Source organism: Micromonospora sp. WMMA1976, assembly GCF_027497335.1.
Taxonomy (GTDB): domain Bacteria; phylum Actinomycetota; class Actinomycetes; order Mycobacteriales; family Micromonosporaceae; genus Micromonospora; species Micromonospora aurantiaca.
This window is the reverse complement of record NZ_CP114912.1, coordinates 3,070,092-3,088,196: the sequence shown is the minus strand read 5'-3', so window position 1 is coordinate 3,088,196 and position 18,105 is coordinate 3,070,092. Positions and strand designations below refer to the sequence as shown.

Here is an 18,105-nt window from a genome sequence, read left to right as displayed (position 1 = left end):
TCGCCCCCGATGGACGCCGAGCCCGCCACCGACACCCGACCCTGCGCCCACTGCGGACGCGACGTCCCGCAGCGCGTCGGCGCGGGCCGCCCGTTCCGCTACTGCCGGGACAACGACGGCGCCTGCCAGCGGGCCGCCCGCAACTCGCGGATGCGTCACCGCAACTCCCCCGGCCTGCCCGGGCAGGTGGCGCGCACCTGGGAGGCGGTGGACCGGCTCGACCAGATCGTGGAGACGCTCACCGAGGCGCTGCACGCCGAACTGTCCCCTGCCGGTGTGGAGCGGCAGCTCGCCGACCTGCGCGCGGAGACCGCCGCGCAGGTCGCCGCCGCGCACGCCGAACGCGACGAGGCCCGCCGTGAGGCCGAGGACGCGACCGCCGCGGCGGCCCGCGACCGGCAGCAGACCCACGCCGCATACGCCGACCGCGACGCCGCCGCCGACCGCGCCGAACGGGCGCAGGCCACCGCGTCCGCCGCCGCCGAGCGGGCCGCCGCCGCGGAGGAAGCCCGCGACGCCGCGCGCGCCGAGGCGGGTGCCGCGCAGGCGCTGCGGGTGCAGGCCGAACGCGACCGCGACGCCGCCCGGCACGAATTGCGCACGGTACGCACCGAACGCGACGCCGAACGCCGCCGCGCGGCCGAGCTGACCGCCGAACGGGACGCCGCCCGGGCCGACGCCGAGCGGGCCACCCGCTCCGCCACCGAGGCCCTGGACCGGGCCGAACAGTCCCGCGCCGAGGCGCAGGCCGCCCAGGCCCGGGCCGGCGAGGCGGAACGCGCGGCCCGGGCCGCCGCCGAACGTGCCGACGCCGAGGCCGCCGCCGCGCGGCAAGCAGTCGCCGAGCGGGACCGCGCCGACGCGGCACGCGCCGACGCCGAGGCGGCACTGGAACGAGCCCACGCCGAGGCTGCCGGTTCCGTCGAGCGCGCCCGTGCCGACGTGGCCGCCGCCGTCGAGCAGGCTGCCGCCCGTACCGCCGAACGGGACGCGCTGGCCGCGGAGCTGGCCGACGCGCGGCGGGCGGCGAGCGCCGCGGAGGCCCGGGCGGCCGACCTGGCCGCGCGGACGGCGGTGATCGAGGCCGACCGGGACGCCGCGCAGCGCCGGGCCGGGCAACTCGCCGACCAGGTCAGCGATCTGGCGACGGCGCTGGCGCGACTCGGTACGCGTACCGGCTGATGCCGCCACGGGCTGGGAACGGGGCAGCGCCACACCCGGGCCGGCGGCGAGGATCGGGGCATGGGAAAGACGTACGAGCGCATCGACGGCCGGCTGCGGGACTTCATCGAGGCGCAGCCGATGTTCTTCGTGGCCACCGCCCCGCTGTCCGGTGACGGCACCGTCAACCTGTCCCCGAAGGGGCTGCGCGGCTGCTTCGCGGTGCTCGACGAGCACACCGTGGCGTACCTCGACTTCGCCGGCAGCAACGCCGAGACCATCGCCCACCTGCGGGAGAACGGCCGGATCACGCTGATGTGGTGCGCGTTCGCCGGCCCGCCGAACATCGTGCGGGTGCACGGCCGAGGCGAGCCGGTGTTCCGCGACGACCCGCGCTGGCCCGGCCTGCTGACCCGCTTCCCGGACATCGACCCGGGCCCGCACGGCCTGCGGGCCATCATCGTGGTGCGCGCCGAGCTGGTCCGCGACACCTGCGGCTACGCGGTGCCGTTCATGACCTACGACGCCGACCGTGACCTGCACGAACGGCGGTTCTCCCGGGAGGACGACGCGTCGCTGAGCGCATACTTCGCCGGCAAGGACCACGTCGCCACCAGCATCGACGGGCTGCCCGGCCTGCCGCTGCCGCTGCCGCCGACCCCGGCGGGCTGAGCGCGGTCAGTGGATGCCGGCCATCAGGTGCCGGATCTGGCGGGTGAACATCACCGCGGCCAGGCCCAGCACCACCGAGGCCAGCCCGAAGGTCAGGAAGTACACCGGCTGGGACCACGTGCCGGCCAGCCGGGCCACCTGGCCGCCGATGGCGTCGCCGACGGCGGTGGCGAGGAACCACAGGCCCAGCATCTGGCTCGCGTACTTCACCGGGGCGAGTTTCGTGGTGGCGGACAGGCCGACCGGGCTCAGGGACAGCTCACCGGCGACCTGGACCGCGTACACCGCGACGAGCCACAGCGGTGAGACCAGGTCGCCGCCGACGGCGGCCTGCGCGGCGGCGGCCATCAGTACGAACGACAGGCCGTTGAGTACCAGGCCGACGGCGAACTTCGTGGGCGTGGACACCCGGTGGCCGAGTTTGAGCCACAGCGCGGCGGCCAGCGGCGCGCCGATGATGATGAGGATCGGATTCACCGACTGCAACCAGGACGCCGGGAACGTGAACCCGCCCACCGACCTGTCGGTCTGGTCGGCGGCGAAGATGTTCAGCACCGACCCGGCCTGGTCGTAGATGAGCCAGAACGAGGCGGCGAACAGGAACAGCCACACGTACGCCTTCATCCGGCTGCGTTCGGTGTCGCTGATCTCCCGGTCGGTGAGGATCCGCGCGAAGTAGCCGACGGTGACCAGCACCGTCACCACTGTGAGCAGGTTGACCACCGTGTCGACGGTGAACCAGCCGGCCACCAGCAGCACCAGCAGGACGGCGAGCACCACCACCGATGCCACGCCGATGCGGGTCAGCGCGCGCCGCCGGTCGGCGCCCAGCAGCGGGTCCGCCGGACGCGCGCCGGCGTCACCGAGGTTGCGGCGGCCCAGCACGTACTGGAGCACGCCGAAGGTCATGCCGACCGCGGCGGCGCCGAACCCCAGATGCCAGTTGATCTTCTCGCCGAGGAAGCCGGTGATCAGTGGCGCGATGAACGCGCCCAGGTTGATGCCCATGTAGAAGATGGAGAACCCGGCGTCGCGGCGCGGCGAGTCCCGTTCGTACAGGTCACCGACCATGGTGGAGATGTTCGGTTTGAGCAGGCCGGTGCCGAGCACGATCAGCGCCATGCCGGCGAACACGCTCCACCCGGCAGGGATCGCCATCACGTAGTGACCGGCGGCGATCACCACGCCGCCCCACAGCACGCTGCGCCGCGCGCCGATCAGCCGGTCGGCGACCCAGCCGCCGGGCAGCGCCATCAGGTAGACCATGGCGTTGTAGGTGCCGTACACCGCGTTGGCGCTGGACTCGCCGAGGTCCAGTCCGCCGTCGGCGACCGCAGCGGTCAGGTACAGCACGAGGATCGCCCGCATGCCGTAGAAGCTGAACCGCTCCCACATCTCGGTGAGGAAGAGCGTGGACAGCGCGCGGGGGTGACCGAAGAAGGTCTTCCCGGCTGGTGGTCGGGCCCCGACCGGCGCGTCACTGCTCATCGTCACCTCCGGCACGCAAACAGGTGGGTAACATCCCCGTTGACAGGCGAAACACTCCACCGATTCGGCCCGGCCGGGGACGACCCCGCCGGGCAGCTGTCATGGCCGGTTACCCTTGACACTCCCGACCCGCGTACGGCCCTGCCGCGTGGGCCGGGAATGGGCGAGCGGTGACCGGCCGTTACACCTGAAGACCAGCACCACGAACGAGGGGAAGTCGATCATGGGCGAGCGCATGCTGCGCGGTAGCCGGCTGGGAGCGGTCAGCTACGAGTCCGACCGCAACACGGAGCTCGCGCCGCGCCAGACCCGCGAGTACCTCTGCGCCAAGGGCCACCAGTTCGAGGTGCCGTTCGCCGTCGACGCCGAGGTCCCGACGACCTGGGAGTGCAAGTTCGACGGCAGCGTCGCCCGCCTGGTCGACGGCACCGAGCCGGAGCAGAAGAAGGCCAAGCCGCCGCGTACCCACTGGGACATGCTGCTGGAGCGGCGCTCGATCGCCGAGCTGGAGGACATCCTCGCCGAGCGGCTCCAGGAGGTCCGGACCCGCCGCGGTCGTGCCTGACCGTCCGTAACGCGCCGAAACGCCCCCGGGATCACCCGGGGGCGTTGTCGTTGCCCGGGCGAAGCCCCGCCAGTTCGGGGAGGTGGCGGTATCGCACGCGCTCTGATGCCGCCACCTCCCCGAACTGGTGTCGATCAAGCGAGCGGCGTGGCGGGGCGGGCGTCAGCGGTCGACGATCTCGCCCTCGATGGCCTTGCCCGGGTCGGTGACCGGCTGCGGCGACGGCACGGGACCAGGCGACGGGGCCGGAGCGGGCTCCGGGGTCGGCTGCGGCGCACCCCGGTACACACGCACCCGGCGCGGCCCGAACAGGTCACCGGCGACCATCGACGACACCCGCCGCTCGGTGGCCCGGCGCACCCCGCCACCGGCCAGCCGGCGCAGCGGCGGGACCAGCAACAGCAGGCCCACCACGCCGCTGACCAGGCCCGGCATAGCCAGCAGCAGCGCACCCAGCAGACCGACGAGGCCGTCTGTCACCTCGGCACCCGGCGGCCGGCCGGCCTGCGCCGCCGCGCGGAAACCGCGCCACGCCCGCATGCCCTCGCGGCGCAGCAGCACCAGCCCCAGCAGGGACGCCCCGAACACCAGCAGCACCGCCGCGCCGAACCCGACGGCCCGGCCGACCAGCACGAAAACGGTCAGCTCCAGCAGCGCGAACAGCAGCAGGGCCGGTGGTACGTACTTCAGTCCTCGGCGCATCTCACCTCATCAGCCCGGGGTCATCACGCCCCTCAAGCATGACACGCCCTCGCTCAAGGCCAGCGCGCGAGCGCGTCCGGGCGGGCAGGAGCGGTCGCCAGGCGGTCCCGCACCCCCCAGCGGGTGACCCGCCACAACGCCTCCGCCACGATCAGCGGGCTCATCTTGCTGTCGCCGTGTTCCCGCTCGGCGAACGTGATCGGCACCTCCACGATCCGGACCCCGGCGCGGTGCGCCAGCCGCGACAGCTCCACCTGGAACGCGTACCCCTGAGACCGCACCGAATCCAGGTCGATCGCGTCCAGCGCACTGGACCGGTACACCCGGTAGCCGCCGGTGGCGTCGCTGACCGGCATGCCCAGCGCCAGCCGCGCGTACAGGTTGCCGACCCGGGACAGCAGCAGCCGCCGCCACGGCCAGTTCAGCACCCGCGCGCCGCGCGTCCACCGGGAGCCGATCACCACGTCGGCGTCGCGGGCGGCGTGCAGCAGCGCCGGCAGATCCTCCGGGGCGTGCGAGCCGTCGGCGTCCATCTCCACCACCGCGTCGTAGCCGCGGGAGCGCGCCCAGGCGAACCCGGCCAGGTAGGCCGCGCCGAGTCCTTCCTTGCCGGCCCGGTGCAGCACGTGCACCCCGGGGTCGCCGTCGGCGATCGTGTCGGCGATCGCGCCGGTGCCGTCGGGGCTGTTGTCGTCGGCGACGAGGACGTCCACCGCCGGTGCCGCCTCGCGTACCCGGGCGACGATGCGCCCGACGTTGTCGGCCTCGTTGTAGGTGGGGATGACCACCAGGACCCGCCCCACCCCGGGATGGCCGACCGTCCGCCTGTCGGCTGCCACGCCCACCGTCGCACCGCCTCTCGTCGGCTCAGCCGGGAGCGACCTCCCGGCGGCGGCGCAGCACGGCCGCGCCGGCCAGGGCCGCGACCGCCAGCGCCGTCAGCGCCACCTCCGGCCACACCCCGGCCGTGGTCGCCGGGGTACGCCCGTCACCGAGTTCCATCTGCCGCACCACCACCGCGGCGGTGTTGAACCCGGTCGCACCGTCTACCCGCCCGTCCGGGGAAACGAACCCGGACACACCGACAGTGGATGCCATCAACGCGGCCCGGCCGTGCTCCACGGCCCGCAGCCGCACCATCGCCAGCTGCTGGCGGGCCTCGGCCACGTCGAACGTGGCGTTGTTCGTCTGCACCACCAGCAGCTGCGCGCCGCCGGTGACGGTGTCCCGGACGATGCCGTCGTAGGCGACCTCGAAGCAGATCACGTCGCCGAGCACGGCCGGGCCGGTGTTCAGCACGCCGGGACGGTCACCGGCTACGAAATCGGACCGGACCCGGTCGACCTGGGAGCTGACCTTGCGGGCGATGGAGCGCAGCGGCACGTACTCGGCGAACGGCACCGGATGCCGCTTCGTGTACACCTGGTCCAGATCCGGGCCGGTGCCCGGCCGCCACAGCAGCCCCGCGTTGCGCACCTCACCCGGCCCGGGCCCGACCAGCACCGCGCCGACCAGGATCGGCGCGCCGATCGCGTCGGCGGCCTGGGAGATCCGCTCCCCCGCGCCCGGGTTGCGCAGCGGGTCGATGTCGCTGGAGTTCTCCGGCCACACCACCACGTCCGGACGGTCCTGGCCGCCCTCGGCGACCCGCCGCGCCAGCTCCAGCGTCGCGTCGACGTGGTTGTTCAGCACCGCCTGCCGCTGGGCGTTGAAGTCCAGCCCGAGGCGCGGCACGTTGCCCTGCACGATCGCGACGGTGACGGTGTCGCCCGCGCCGCGTACCCCGGTCGGCACGGCCGTGCCGGCGGCGAGCAGCGCCACCAGCGCGGCGGTGAGCCCGGCGACCGGCCGCCACTGCCCGGGCGCACGCCGCCAGTCCCGCCACGCGGCGGTGACCAGCAGCCCACCGGCGACCGCGACGGCGAACGTGACCAGCGGAGCGCCGCCGAGCGCGGCGAGTTTCAGCAGCGGCGACGTGTCCTGGCTGAACGCGAGCCGGCCCCACGGGAACCCGCCGAACGGGGTGCGGTCACGCAGCGCCTCCTGCCCCACCCACAGCACACCGGTGAGCAGCGGCCACGACGCCCGGTGCCGGTCGGCCAGCGGCGACACCCAGGCGGTGGCGGCGCCCAGCAGCGCCAGATAGGCGGCCTGCAGCAGCGACAGCAGAGCCCACGGCAGGTAGCCGGTGTGCAGGTTCGTCCACTCCAGCAGCGGCGCGAACAGCGCCACCCCGGTCAGGAAGCCCAGTCCCGCGCCGGCGCGCAGCCGGCGCCGGTGCGCCGCGGCGGCCAGCAACGCCACCCCGACCGGCGCGAGCGGCCACATCCCGTACGGTGGGAACGCCAGCAGCAGCGCCAGCCCGGCCAGCACGGCGGCCGGCACGGCGAGCGTCAGCGGCAGGGGACGCGCCCCCTCGGCGATGGTGCGCGACTGCTCCTGCTCCAGCGTCGTCACCGGCTTCTCCCCACGATCACGGGCCGAAGGCTACCCGCCCGTACCGGCGGGCGGCCGAACCGGTGTGGGGCGTGCCACCGGCGCGGCGGGAACAGGCGACAATCGGGCGCATGCGGTTCGGTGTGCTCGGCGCGACCCAGGCGTACGCGGCCGACGGCAGCGTGCTGCCCGTCGCCGGTGGGCGGCTGCGCGCGCTGCTGGTGCTGCTGCTGCTCGACGCGGACCGCACCGTGGCGCCGCAGCGCCTCGTCGACGGCGTGTACGGCGACCGGCCGCCCGAACAGGCCGCGAACGCCCTCCAGTCGCAGGTGTCGCGGCTGCGGCGGCTGCTGCCGGACGCGCACATCGAGTTCGGTCCGGCCGGCTACCGGCTGGCGGTCGACCCGCAGCGCGTCGACGTGCACCGGTTCACCGGGCTGGCCGCGGCCGGGCGGGCGGCGCTCGCCGCCGGTGATCCGGCCGGCGCGGCGGCTCTGCTGCGTGACGCGCTCGGGCTGTGGCGCGGCGAACCCCTCGCGGACGTGACCGGCGCGCCGTTCGCCGACGCCGAGGCGGCCCGGCTGCGGCAGGCGCGGCTGGCCGCGGTCGAGGACCGCGTGGAGGCGGAGCTGGCGCTGGCGCCGGCCGGGGCGCCGCTGATCGCCGAGCTGCGGGACCTGGTGGCGGCGCATCCGCTGCGGGAACGGCTGTACGGGCAGCTGATGCGGGCCCTGCACGGTGCCGGCCGCCGCGCCGAGGCACTCGCCGTCTACGCCGATGCCCGCCGGGTGCTGGCCGAGGAACTGGGCACCGACCCGTCGGCGGAACTGGCCGCCCTGCACACGGCGCTGCTGCGCGACGAGCCCGCGCCGGCCGTCCGGCTGCCCAGCCCGCTCACCAGCTTCGTCGGCCGGGAACCGGAGCTACGGCGGGTGCACGAACTGCTCGGCGCGGCGCGGCTGGTCACCCTGCACGGCCCGGGCGGCGCCGGCAAGACCCGCCTGGCCACCACCGTCGCGTCCGGCCGCGACGGGCCGGTGTGCCTGGTGGAGCTGGCCGCCGTGGCCACCGGCGCGCCGGTCGCGCCCGCGGTGCTGGCCGCGCTGGACCTGCGCGACGCCGCCCTGCGCACCCCCGGCGGCCCCGCCGACCTGACCGGCCGGCTGGTGGCGGCGCTGGCCGACCGGCGGCTGCTGCTGGTGCTGGACAACTGCGAGCACGTGATCGACGACGCGGCCCGGCTGGCCGGCCGGCTGCTCGCCGCCGCGCCCGGACTGCGGGTGCTCGCCACCAGCCGGGAACCGCTGGGCCTCACCGGCGAGGCGTTGTGCCCGGTCGGTGGGCTGCCCGCCCCGGACGGGCCGGCCGCGCCGCAGGCGGCTGCCGCGTACCCGGCGGTGCGGCTGTTCACCGACCGCGCCGCCGACGTGTCGCCCGGGTTCACCCTCGACGACGCCACCACCCCGGCGGTGCTGCGGATCTGCCGTACCCTCGACGGGCTGCCGCTGGCCCTGGAACTGGCCGCGGCGCGGCTGCGGGCCCTGCCGGTGACGCAGGTCGCGGCCCGGCTCGACGACCGGTTCCGGCTGCTGCGCCGAGGCGACCGCACCGCGGCGCCCCGCCACCGCACACTGGAGGCGGTCGTCGGGTGGAGCTGGGACCTGCTCGACGAGCCGGAGCGGCGGCTGGCCGCCCGGATGAGCGTGTTCGCCGGCGCCGCCGACCTGGCCGCCGTGCAGGCGGTGTGCGCGCCGGACGCCGGTGACGTCCTGGACGTGCTGACCGGCCTGGTGGACAAGTCGCTGGTGGAGGCCACCGGCGGGCGCTACCGGATGCTGGAGACGATCCGCGAGTTCGCGGCGGCCCGGCTGGCCGAGCACGGCGACACCGGGCGGGTACGCGACGCGCATGCCGCGTACTTCCTGGATCTGGCACAGGCCGGCGACGCGGCGCTGCGCGGCGGTGGTCAGGAGCGGTGGCTGCGCCGCCTCGACGCCGCCCGCGACGACCTGCACGCGGCGCTGCGACACGCGGACACCGCGACCGGGTTGCGGCTGGTCGCGGCGCTGGCGTTCTACTGGTGGCTGCGGGGCCTGCGCGGGGAGGGCGCGGCGCTGGCCCGGCGGCTGGTCGACCGGCTCGGCGGCCCGCCCGACGGCCTGGCCGAGGAGTACGCGCTGGCCCTGCTGGTCGCCACGCTCGCCGGCGGCGGCGAGCGCGGCGACGTGGACGCCGCGTCGCGGATCCTGTGGACCCTGGCCCGGCCGCCCCGGCATCCGTTCCTGCTCTACCTGTCCGGCATGGCCAGCGGCCCGCCGTCGCCGCAGGACGCGGCGGCGCTGCACGAGCAGGCCGTCCGGGACCGGCTGCTCGGCACCGACCCGTGGAGCCGGGCGCTGGGCCGCCTGGGCACCGCGATGGTCAGTCTGCTGCACGGCCGTCACGCCCAGGCCCACGCCGACCTGGACGGCGCGCTCGCCGGTTTCCGGGCCCTCGACGACCGCTGGGGCATGATCGTGACGCTGTCCACCCACGCCGAGGCCGCCTACCGCACCGGTGACGTCGCGTCGGCGGCCGCGCCGATGGCGGAGGCGCTGGAGCTGGCCGAGCAGCTCGGCTCCACGCTGGACCTGGCGGAACTGCTGCGGACCCGCGCCGACGGGCGGCTCGCCGCCGGTGACCTGACCGGCGCGGCCGAGGACTTCCGGCGGGTGCGGCGCATCGCCGGGCCGGCCGGCGCGCCGGAGCTGGTCGCCGCCGCGTACCTGGGGCTCGGCGAGATCGCCCGCCGTGACGGCGACCCGCAGCGGGCACGGACGTTGTGCGAGCGGGCGGTCGCGGAGTGCCCGTCGGGCTGGTTCGGCGCCGATGTGGTGCGGCTCGCGGCGCTGGTGACGCTCGGGCAGCTCGCCGACGCCACCGGCGACCCGGCCGGGGCCCGCGCCCACTACCGGCAGGTCCTCACCGCCGGTGTCGGGGTGTGGGACGTGCCGGTGGTGGCCGCCGCCGCGGACGGGCTGGCCGGGCCGCTGCTGCGCGACGGCGATCCCGAGTCGGCGGCCCGGCTGCTGGGCGCGGCGGCGGCGCTGCTGGCCGGCACCGGCGCGGCCGACGCCCCGGCCGGCACACCCACCGCCGCCGAGCTGCGGGAACACCTGGGTGAGGCGGCGTTCGCCACCGCGTACGCCCGGGGTGCGGACCTGCCCCGGCAGCGGGCGCTGGCACTGGTCGACGGGCGCTGACCGGCGCGGCGCCGCCCGGTGCGCGCGCGGTACGCGCCCGGTCAGCGCCGCCGGTGACGCTGACCGCCATGACCGACGACGCGACGGCCGTACTGGCCGACGGGATACGAAAAACGTACGGACGCACCACCGCGCTGGACGGCTTCGACCTGGCCGTGCCGGCCGGCACCGTGTACGGCGTGCTCGGCCCGAACGGGGCGGGCAAGACCACGGCGGTGCGGATCCTCACCACGCTGCTGCGTTTCGACGCCGGCCGGGCCCGGGTGGCCGGGCATGACGTCGCCGCCGAACCGGACCGGGTTCGTGAGGCGATCAGCCTGACCGGGCAGTACGCGGCGGTCGACGAGGTGCTCAGCGGACGGCAGAACCTGGTGCTGTTCGGGCGGCTGCGCCGGCTGTCCGCGCGCCGGGCCCGCGGCCGCGCCGACGAGCTGCTGGACCGGTTCGGCCTGACCGAGGCCGCCGACCGGTCGGCCGGCGGCTACTCCGGTGGGATGCGCCGCCGCCTGGACCTGGCGGCCAGCCTGGTGGTGCCGCCGCGGGTGCTGTTCCTCGACGAGCCGACCACCGGCCTGGACCCGCGCAGCCGCAACGGCCTGTGGACGGCGGTGCGGGAACTGGTCGACGACGGCACCACCGTGCTGCTGACCACCCAGTACCTGCAGGAGGCCGACCATCTCGCCGACCGGGTGTGCGTCATCGACTCCGGCCGGGTCGTGGCCGAGGGCACCCCGGAGCGGCTGAAGGCCCGCATCGGCGCCGACCGGCTGGAACTGGTGGTCCGCGACGCGGCGGACCTGCCCGCGGCGGCAGCCGTCGTGGAACGCGCCACCGGCACGACCGCGACTGTTGACGTCGAGCTGCGGCGCGTGGACGCGCCGGTGGCCGACCGGATCGCCGTGCTCACCGCCGTGCTGCGGGCCCTCGACGACGCCGGGATCGCCGTGGACGACGTCCTGGTCCGCCGTCCCACACTGGACGAGGCGTTCCTGCGGCTCACCGGCGGCCACGCAGACGCACAGCGGGTGGGGGTGGCGTCGTGAGGGCGCTGACCGACGGGTGGCTGATGGCCGGGCGGAACATGCGGCACGTGGTCCGCGCCCCCGAGGAGATCATCATCTACTTCAGCCTGCCGATCATGTTCGTGCTGGTGTTCGGCTACGTGTTCGGCAGCGGCATGTCCGTGCCGGGCGACGGCAGCTACCGGGAGTTCCTGCTGCCGGGCGTGTTCGTCATGACGATGCTGTACGGGCTCGGCGCGACCGCGTCGGCGATCGCGGCCGACGCCGGCCGGGGCGTGGTGGACCGGTTCCGGTCCCTGCCGATGGCCCGTTCGGCGCTGCTGTCCGGCCGCGCCGGCGCCGACCTGGTACGGGCCTGCCTGGAGATGACCACGCTGGTGGTGTGCGGGCTGCTGGTCGGCTGGCAGTGGCGCGAGGGCGCCGGCCCGGCACTGGCCGCGGTGGCGCTGATCCTGCTGCTGCGCGTCGCGATGACCTGGGTGGGCATCCTGTTCGGGCTGCTCGTGCCGAACCCGGACACGGTAGCGGTGGTGGTGTTCCCGCTGGCGTTCCCGCTGACCGCCCTGTCCAACGTGTTCGTCGCGCCGGAGCTGATGCCGGACTGGTTGGGCGCGATCGCCGCCTGGAACCCGCTGTCGGCCACGGTGGCGGCGGCCCGGGACCTGTTCGGCAACCCGGGCCTGAGCGGCGACTCATGGCCGGCCCGGCACGCGCTGGAACTGGCGATCGCCTGGCCGCTGGCGCTGATCGCGGTGGCCGCCCCCGCGGCGGTGCGCCGCTACCGGCGGCTGGGCCGCTGACACGGGGACCATCGGGGGGATGAAATCGGGGCGCGGCCGAAGCCGCGCCCCGATGCTCCCAGGCCCTTCCCGGCCGGTGGGGCGAAGACGATCGGCGCCGACCTTCGGACCGACCCGACGTGGACTGGCTGCCCCCGCCTGGCCGTTGTCTACTGGCCGTGCCTCTCATCCTGCCCGTACACCGGTAACCGCGGCCGGTTCGCGCCGCCCCGCCGACCCCCGCCCGCTGGACCTGGCCGCCGCAACCTTCCGGTCGCTCGGCCAGCGGACGAAGGGACGAAGCGAACAACAGCCGCTTCCCGTGGTAGGACTCAAAGACGGTACGGCGTAGACCCCCGCCGCTGTCAACCCACCCGGGCCTGTCGTGTGTTGCGACACGGCGTGTCGCGTCGGCGCGTCTCGATTCGTGAGGCCGGTTCAGGCGCCGAGGTGGTGCCGCAGCATGGCCGCCGCCGCACCCGGATGGTCGTCGGCGAGCAGCCCCGCGGCGGCCAGCACGTAGTCCACGTCGACGACCGGGCGGGCCGCCCGCGGCAACGCCCACCCGCCGGCGTGGTCGGTGAGCACCGCGTCGAGCACCGCCGCCGCGTCGCCCGGGTCGGCGTGCCGCAGCACCCCGCCGGAACCGACGAGCAGCTTCACCTCCCGCAGGTCCCGCCCGGCCCGCTCCCCCGTCGCCGCACCACGCGCGTGCCGCCGCAACGCCACAGTCGCGGCGAGGGCCGCGATGCGCCGGTCCACGGCCCGCTCACCGTCACCGGCGGGCAGGAACCCCGGGTCGGCGGCCCGTACCGCCGCCGCGACCGTCAGCTGCGCCTCCTCGGCCGCGTCCAGCAGCCGCTCCTCGGCCGCGGCGCGCACCACACCCGGCGCGCTCCACCGCATGCCCAGATCCCCCTCGACGGTGCGGGCCCGCCACAGCGTCCCGGCGACCTCCTGACTGGGGCCGCTGTCCCGCTCGTCGGGCGTGAGCACCGAGTACACGTCGGTGGTCGCCCCACCCACGTCCACCACCGCGAGGTCACCGCCGAGCGTGCCGGCGAGGACCTCCACGCCGGTGAGCACCGCGTCGGGGGTGGCGGCGCGGACCAGCCGCGCGAACCGGGTACCCCGGGACAGCTTCTTGCCGCCGATGACGTGCCGCAGGAACACCTCCCGGATCGCCGCCCGCGCCGACGTCGGCTCCAGCACCCCGATGCGGGGCAGCACGTTGTCCGCCACCGTCACCGGCACCCCCGCACCGGCCAGCAGCGCGTGCAGCTCGTCGCGCACGTCGGCGTTGCCCGCCAGGACCACCGGCACCCGCAAGCGGGCCTTCCCCAGCCGCATCGCGTTGTGCGTCACCGTCTCGGCGTCGCCGCCGTCGGTGCCGCCCACCAGCAGCACCACGTCCGGGCGGGCCGCCCGCAACGCCGCCACGTCCGCCCCGGCGAGCCGACCCGCGGCCACGTGCACCACGTTCGCGCCCGCCGACAGACCGACCCGCCGGCCCGCCTGAGCGGTCACGAGCGGCTCGTAACCCACCACCGCCAGGCGCAGCCCACCCCCGGCCGACGAACACACGTACCAGGGAACCTCAGCGACCCCGGCCGACGCGGTGGCCGCGCCGACCGCGGCGTCCAGGCCGTGCAGGACGTCAGTGCCCACCGTGGTGGGCGCCGACGCCGCCGCGACCAGCCGCCCGCCGTCGAGGTCCACCACCGCGGCCTTCGTGTACGTCGACCCGACGTCCGCGCAGACGACGGCGCTCACGGTTGCTGGGGTACGACCACCGTGCCGGTCGCGGTGACCGCCACGATCGGCTCGTCGAGCACCTCGGCGGCCGACTCGCCCCTGTCCGGGCGGCCCCGGCACACCACGGTCGCGGCGAAGTCGATGGTGCGGCTGCGGGTGCCCACCCGGGTCACCGTCGCCGTCACCTCCAGCACGTCACCGGCCCTCATCGGCGCCCGGAACTGCACGTCGGCGTACGAGGCGAACAACCCCTCGTCGCCGTCGGTGCGGATGCACACCTCGGTCGCCACGTCCCCGAACAACCCCAGCGCGTACGCCCCGTCGACCAGGTTGCCCGCGTAGTGGGCGTGGGAGTACGGCACATACCGGCGGTGGGTGACTGTCAGACCGACACGCGGATCGCTCATGCGACGTTCGCCTTCCTGGAGGTGATCAAAGCGTGGACGAGGTAACTGGCGACCTCACCCGGGGTGGTGCCACGGCCGAAGATCCGGTCCACGCCCAGCTCACCGGTCATCGTCTCGTCGAACCGCGGCCCGCCGACGATCAGCAGCGGCCGCCGCCCGGCCGGCATCGCCTCCCGGAACGCCGCCGACATCTCCCGCGTGTTGTGCAGGTGCGCGTCGCGCTGCGTCACCACCTGCGACACGAGCACCGCGTCGGCGCGTTCCCGCCGGGCCGCCTCGACCAGCTCCGGCACGCTCACCTGCGCGCCCAGATTCGTGACCTTCAGCTCCCGGTAGTACTCCAGGCCCTTCTCGCCGGCGATGCCCTTGACGTTGAGGATCGCGTCGATGCCCACGGTGTGCGCGTCGGTGCCGATGCAGGCGCCCACCACCGACAGCTTGCGGCGCAACTGCCGCTTCACCACCGCGTTGACCTCCTTGGCCGACAGCAGCGGATAGTCGCGCTCCACCACCTGCACCTTCGCCAGGTCCACCAGGTGGTTCACCCGCCCGTACACCACGAAGAACGTGAACCCGTCACCGATCGGCTTGGCGTGCACCAGCATCGCCGGGTCCATGCCCATCTTGTTTGCCAGCTGCACCGCCGCGCCCTCGGCCCGCTTGTCGTGCGGCACCGGCAACGTGAACGACACCTGCACCATGCCGTCACCGGTGGTGTCCCCGTACGGCCGCACGACCGTCTTCTCGCTCATGAGGGTTGCTCCAGGATCTCCGTGGCCGGGTTGTAGTAGTCCGCCTCGTGCCGCGCCACCCCGGACAGGCCCTTCCCGCGGTCCGCCGGCCGCTTCATGATCCCGAACGTGCCCTCGGCGATCGCCGTCAGCAACGACTGGTCCCCGATGCGCTCCAGCAGGTCCACCGCCTCACCGAGCACCCGGTGCGCCCGCTCCTGGATGAACCCGCCCGGCGCCGGCACGAAGTCCTCGTGCAACCCGCCCGCCGCGCCCAGCACGTACCGCACGTTCTGCAGGGCGATGTCCCGGTCCGACAACCACGGCGTCACCACCGCCTCGGTCATCATCCCCACCAGCAGAATCCCCTGCCCGGTCATCGTGCCCACCAGGTTGAAGAACCCGTCCAGCAGGTTGCCCCGGAACACGTCCCCGGTCATGTGCTTCGTCGGCGGCATCCACTTCAACGGCGCGTCCGGGAACAACTCCCGCGCCAGCAACGCGTGCGCCAGCTCCAACCGGAACGACTCCGGCACATCCGGGTTGATCTCGAACGCGTGCCCCAGCCCCAGCTGCCAGTCCGCCAGCCCCGCCTCGTGCGCGAAGAACTCGTTCAGCAACTGCGACACCGTCACCGTGTGCGCCTCGTCCACCGCATCAGCGGTGGTCAGGTAGTTGTCCTCACCGGTGTTGATGATGATCCCCGCCCGCGCGTGCACCTGCCGCGAGAACCGCTGGTCCACGAACGTACGGATCGGGTTGATGTCACGGAACAGGATCCCGTACATCGAGTCGTTGAGCATCATGTCCAGACGCTCCAACCCGGCCAGCGTCGCCATCTCCGGCATGCACAGACCCGACGCGTAGTTCGTCAGCCGCACGTACCGGCCCAGTTCCCGCGACGACTCGTCCAGCGCCGCCCGCATCAACCGGAAGTTCTCCTGCGTCGCGTACGTGCCGGCGAACCCCTCCCGGGTCGCCCCCTCCGGCACGTAGTCCAGCAGCGACTGCCCCGTCGACCGGATCACCGCGATCACGTCCGCGCCGGCCCGCGCCGCCGCCTGCGCCTGCGGAATGTCCTCATAGATGTCACCCGTCGCCACGATCAGGTAGATCCACGGCCGCCGCGCCGGATCCCCGAACCGCTTGACGAGGCGGTCCCGCTCCGCGCGCCGCCGGTCGATACTGCGGATCCCCGCCGCGACCGCCTTACGCGACGCCCGCCGCGCAGCCGTCGCCGCCTTCCCCGACGGCTGCGCGAACCGCACCGACCCGGCCGCCGCCTTCTGCGCCAGCAACGTCACATCCGTGATGCCCTCACGCGCCAGCGCGTCGAACACCGGCGCCGCCACCCCGTGCCCCAGCCCCACGTCCGCGACCACCGCGTCCACGAGCCGGTTCACCCACGGAATACCGTCCGGGTCCGCGCCGGTCACCCCGGCCAGCCGCAGCACCGCCCGCTCCACCGACACCGTGGTGTGACTACGCGCCAGATCCACCACCGGCTGCCCGGCGCGGCGCGCCAACTCCCGCGCCCGCGCCACCAGCGCCGGATCCAGCCCAAGCTTCCCTGTCACGAAGACCCTTCCTGATAGATCACGTCACCGCGCAACACAGTGGCCCGGCACACCGGCAGCGGCGTCGGATCGTCCGCGCCCCGCAACTCCGGATCCTCGGCCAGCACCACCGGCAGCCCCCGCTCCACGCCCGCCGGGGTGTCCCACACCGCGAACGTCGCCGGCGCCCCCAACGCCAGCACACCCTCGTTGTCCAGGTGCACCGCCCGCCACCCGCCGCGCGTGTGCGCCGCGAACGCCGCCCGCACACTCATCCGCTGCGCCGGGTTGTGATGCGCCGCCGCCGCCCGCACCGACCCCCACGGATCCAGCGGCGTCACCGGCGCATCCGACCCGAACGCAAGCGCCACCCCGACGCCGTGCATCGCACCCATCGGATTCGACTCCAGCGACCGCGCCAACCCCAGCCGCGACTCGTACATCCGGCCCGCGCCGCCCCACAACCTGTCGAACGCCGGCTGCATCGACGCCACGATCCCGTACTCCACGAACCCGGCGATCAACGCCTTGCTCATGATCTCCGCGTGCTCCACCCGGTGCCGGGCCGCCCGCAACCGGTCCACACCCAGCGACCGCGCCGCCAGACCGAACCCCGCGAGCACCGTCCCGATCGCCGCGTCCCCGATCGCGTGGAACCCGCCCTGCAACCCGTGCGCCGCACAATCAAGCAGATGATCACGCACCTGCTCCGCCGACACGTACCCGTGCCCGCACGCCCCCGCCTCACCGTCCAGGTACGCCGCCGACACGTGCGCCGTCCGCGACCCCAGCGCCCCGTCGGCGAACAGGTCACCACCCGCGCCCACCGCGCCCAACTCCCGGGCCTTCGCCGCACCCAGTAGCTCACCCCAGTACCCGTACACCTCCGGCACCCCCGCCCCCGAGATCGCCAGCAGCCCGGTGAAGTCCTCCTCGTCGGAGATGTCCGGACCACCGCACTCGTGCACCGCCGCGATACCCAGCGACGCCGCGTGCTCCAGGGCCCGCCGCTGCGCCGCCACCCGCTGCGCCCGCGTCACCGACGCGAACGCCGCCGCCCGCACCACGTGATGCGCGTCGCGCCGCAGCCACCCCGACGCCTCGTACCCGGCCGCCGACACCACCTGCGGGCACGCAGCCAGCAGCGCCGCCGACACCAGCGCCGAATGGATCGACGCCTGCGACAGATACACCCGCCGCCCACCGGCCGCCCGGTCCAGCGCCGCGGCGTCCGGCAACGTCGCGTCCGCCCAGCCCGACTCGTCCCAGCCGTGCCCCAGCACCACCGCGTCACCCGGCAGGCCCGCCGCGAACGCCGACACCGCCTCCAGCAGCCCATCCGCCGACCGCACCGCCGACAGATCCAGCCCCGACAACGCCAACCCGGTGTCGGTCGCGTGCACGTGCGCGTCAACGAACGCCGGCGTCACCAACGCACCGCCCAGCTCCACCACCCGGTCCGCCCGCGGCGCCTCCGCGTCGGTTCCCAACCAGGCGATCCGCCCGTCCCGTACCAGCAGCGCCGTCGCGCTCGGGTCGGCCGGACAGTGCAGCACTCCGCCGCGATACAGCGTCGAGGGGTTCGTCAT

At 74.8% G+C, this 18,105-nt stretch carries 14 protein-coding genes and 1 pseudogene; 6 read left to right on the top strand and 9 right to left on the bottom strand.

Going from position 1 to position 18,105, the window contains the following annotated elements:
- Positions 1–9 precede the first annotated feature (9 nt).
- Positions 10–1,182, top strand: a complete 1,173-nt coding sequence (locus O7546_RS14220) for a hypothetical protein (RefSeq protein WP_194802522.1) — start codon at positions 10–12, stop codon at positions 1,180–1,182.
- 60 nt (positions 1,183–1,242) lie between these two features.
- Positions 1,243–1,833, top strand: a complete 591-nt coding sequence (locus tag O7546_RS14215) for a pyridoxamine 5'-phosphate oxidase family protein (RefSeq protein ID WP_194802521.1) — start codon at positions 1,243–1,245, stop codon at positions 1,831–1,833.
- Between the two features lie 6 nt (positions 1,834–1,839).
- Here O7546_RS14215 and O7546_RS14210 read toward each other — a convergent pair whose 3' ends face one another.
- A complete protein-coding gene (locus O7546_RS14210; RefSeq protein WP_194802520.1) occupies positions 1,840–3,321 on the bottom strand; it encodes a peptide MFS transporter in 1,482 nt (493 codons plus the stop codon).
- Between the two features lie 223 nt (positions 3,322–3,544).
- Here O7546_RS14210 and O7546_RS14205 point away from each other — a divergent pair, with 223 nt between their 5' ends.
- Positions 3,545–3,886 carry an RNA polymerase-binding protein RbpA gene (locus O7546_RS14205; protein ID WP_007070998.1) on the top strand — a complete coding sequence of 114 codons (342 nt, stop codon included), beginning with the start codon at positions 3,545–3,547 and terminating at the stop codon, positions 3,884–3,886.
- Positions 3,887–4,048: 162 nt separating this feature from the next.
- Here O7546_RS14205 and O7546_RS14200 read toward each other — a convergent pair whose 3' ends face one another.
- From O7546_RS14200 to lnt, 3 genes and pseudogenes are all read right to left on the bottom strand, one after another.
- Complete coding sequence (locus tag O7546_RS14200; protein WP_194802519.1) at positions 4,049–4,588, bottom strand: FxsA family protein; 540 nt, start codon at positions 4,586–4,588, stop codon at positions 4,049–4,051.
- Between the two features lie 53 nt (positions 4,589–4,641).
- The gene (locus tag O7546_RS14195) at positions 4,642–5,433 is read right to left on the bottom strand and encodes a polyprenol monophosphomannose synthase (RefSeq protein ID WP_194802518.1); all 792 of its coding nucleotides are present in this window, start codon (positions 5,431–5,433) and stop codon (positions 4,642–4,644) included.
- A gap of 22 nt (positions 5,434–5,455) precedes the next feature.
- Positions 5,456–7,140: pseudogene (gene lnt / locus O7546_RS14190) on the bottom strand (apolipoprotein N-acyltransferase).
- A 15-nt stretch (positions 7,141–7,155) separates the two neighbouring features.
- Here lnt and O7546_RS14185 point away from each other — a divergent pair.
- From O7546_RS14185 to O7546_RS14175, 3 genes are all read left to right on the top strand, one after another.
- Entirely contained in the window at positions 7,156–10,266 is a 3,111-nt protein-coding gene (locus O7546_RS14185) for a BTAD domain-containing putative transcriptional regulator (protein ID WP_281601064.1), read from the top strand.
- Between the two features lie 68 nt (positions 10,267–10,334).
- Positions 10,335–11,309: an ATP-binding cassette domain-containing protein gene (locus O7546_RS14180; protein WP_194802514.1), complete on the top strand. Its 975-nt coding sequence runs from the start codon at positions 10,335–10,337 to the stop codon at positions 11,307–11,309.
- Entirely contained in the window at positions 11,306–12,088 is a 783-nt protein-coding gene (locus tag O7546_RS14175) for an ABC transporter permease (RefSeq protein ID WP_194802513.1), read from the top strand. Before O7546_RS14180 ends, O7546_RS14175 begins: the two co-directional genes overlap by 4 nt.
- A 417-nt stretch (positions 12,089–12,505) precedes the next feature.
- On the opposite strand, the gene O7546_RS14170 is transcribed toward O7546_RS14175, so the two are convergent.
- The 5 genes from O7546_RS14170 to O7546_RS14150 are packed head-to-tail and all read right to left on the bottom strand — an operon-like array spanning position 12,506 to position 18,105.
- Entirely contained in the window at positions 12,506–13,840 is a 1,335-nt protein-coding gene (locus O7546_RS14170) for a glutamate mutase L (RefSeq protein ID WP_281601063.1), read from the bottom strand.
- Positions 13,837–14,229 (bottom strand): hotdog domain-containing protein, encoded by a 393-nt coding sequence (locus O7546_RS14165; protein WP_281601062.1) that lies wholly within the window; start codon positions 14,227–14,229, stop codon positions 13,837–13,839. The genes O7546_RS14170 and O7546_RS14165 overlap by 4 nt, the downstream gene beginning before the upstream one ends.
- Positions 14,226–14,981 (bottom strand): OAM dimerization domain-containing protein, encoded by a 756-nt coding sequence (locus O7546_RS14160; RefSeq protein WP_030502414.1) that lies wholly within the window; start codon positions 14,979–14,981, stop codon positions 14,226–14,228. The genes O7546_RS14165 and O7546_RS14160 overlap by 4 nt, the downstream gene beginning before the upstream one ends.
- Positions 14,978–16,537 (bottom strand): lysine 5,6-aminomutase subunit alpha, encoded by a 1,560-nt coding sequence (locus O7546_RS14155; RefSeq protein ID WP_269696963.1) that lies wholly within the window; start codon positions 16,535–16,537, stop codon positions 14,978–14,980. The genes O7546_RS14160 and O7546_RS14155 overlap by 4 nt, the downstream gene beginning before the upstream one ends.
- Positions 16,534–18,105, bottom strand: a complete 1,572-nt coding sequence (locus tag O7546_RS14150; RefSeq protein ID WP_194802509.1) for an amidohydrolase family protein — start codon at positions 18,103–18,105, stop codon at positions 16,534–16,536. The genes O7546_RS14155 and O7546_RS14150 overlap by 4 nt, the downstream gene beginning before the upstream one ends.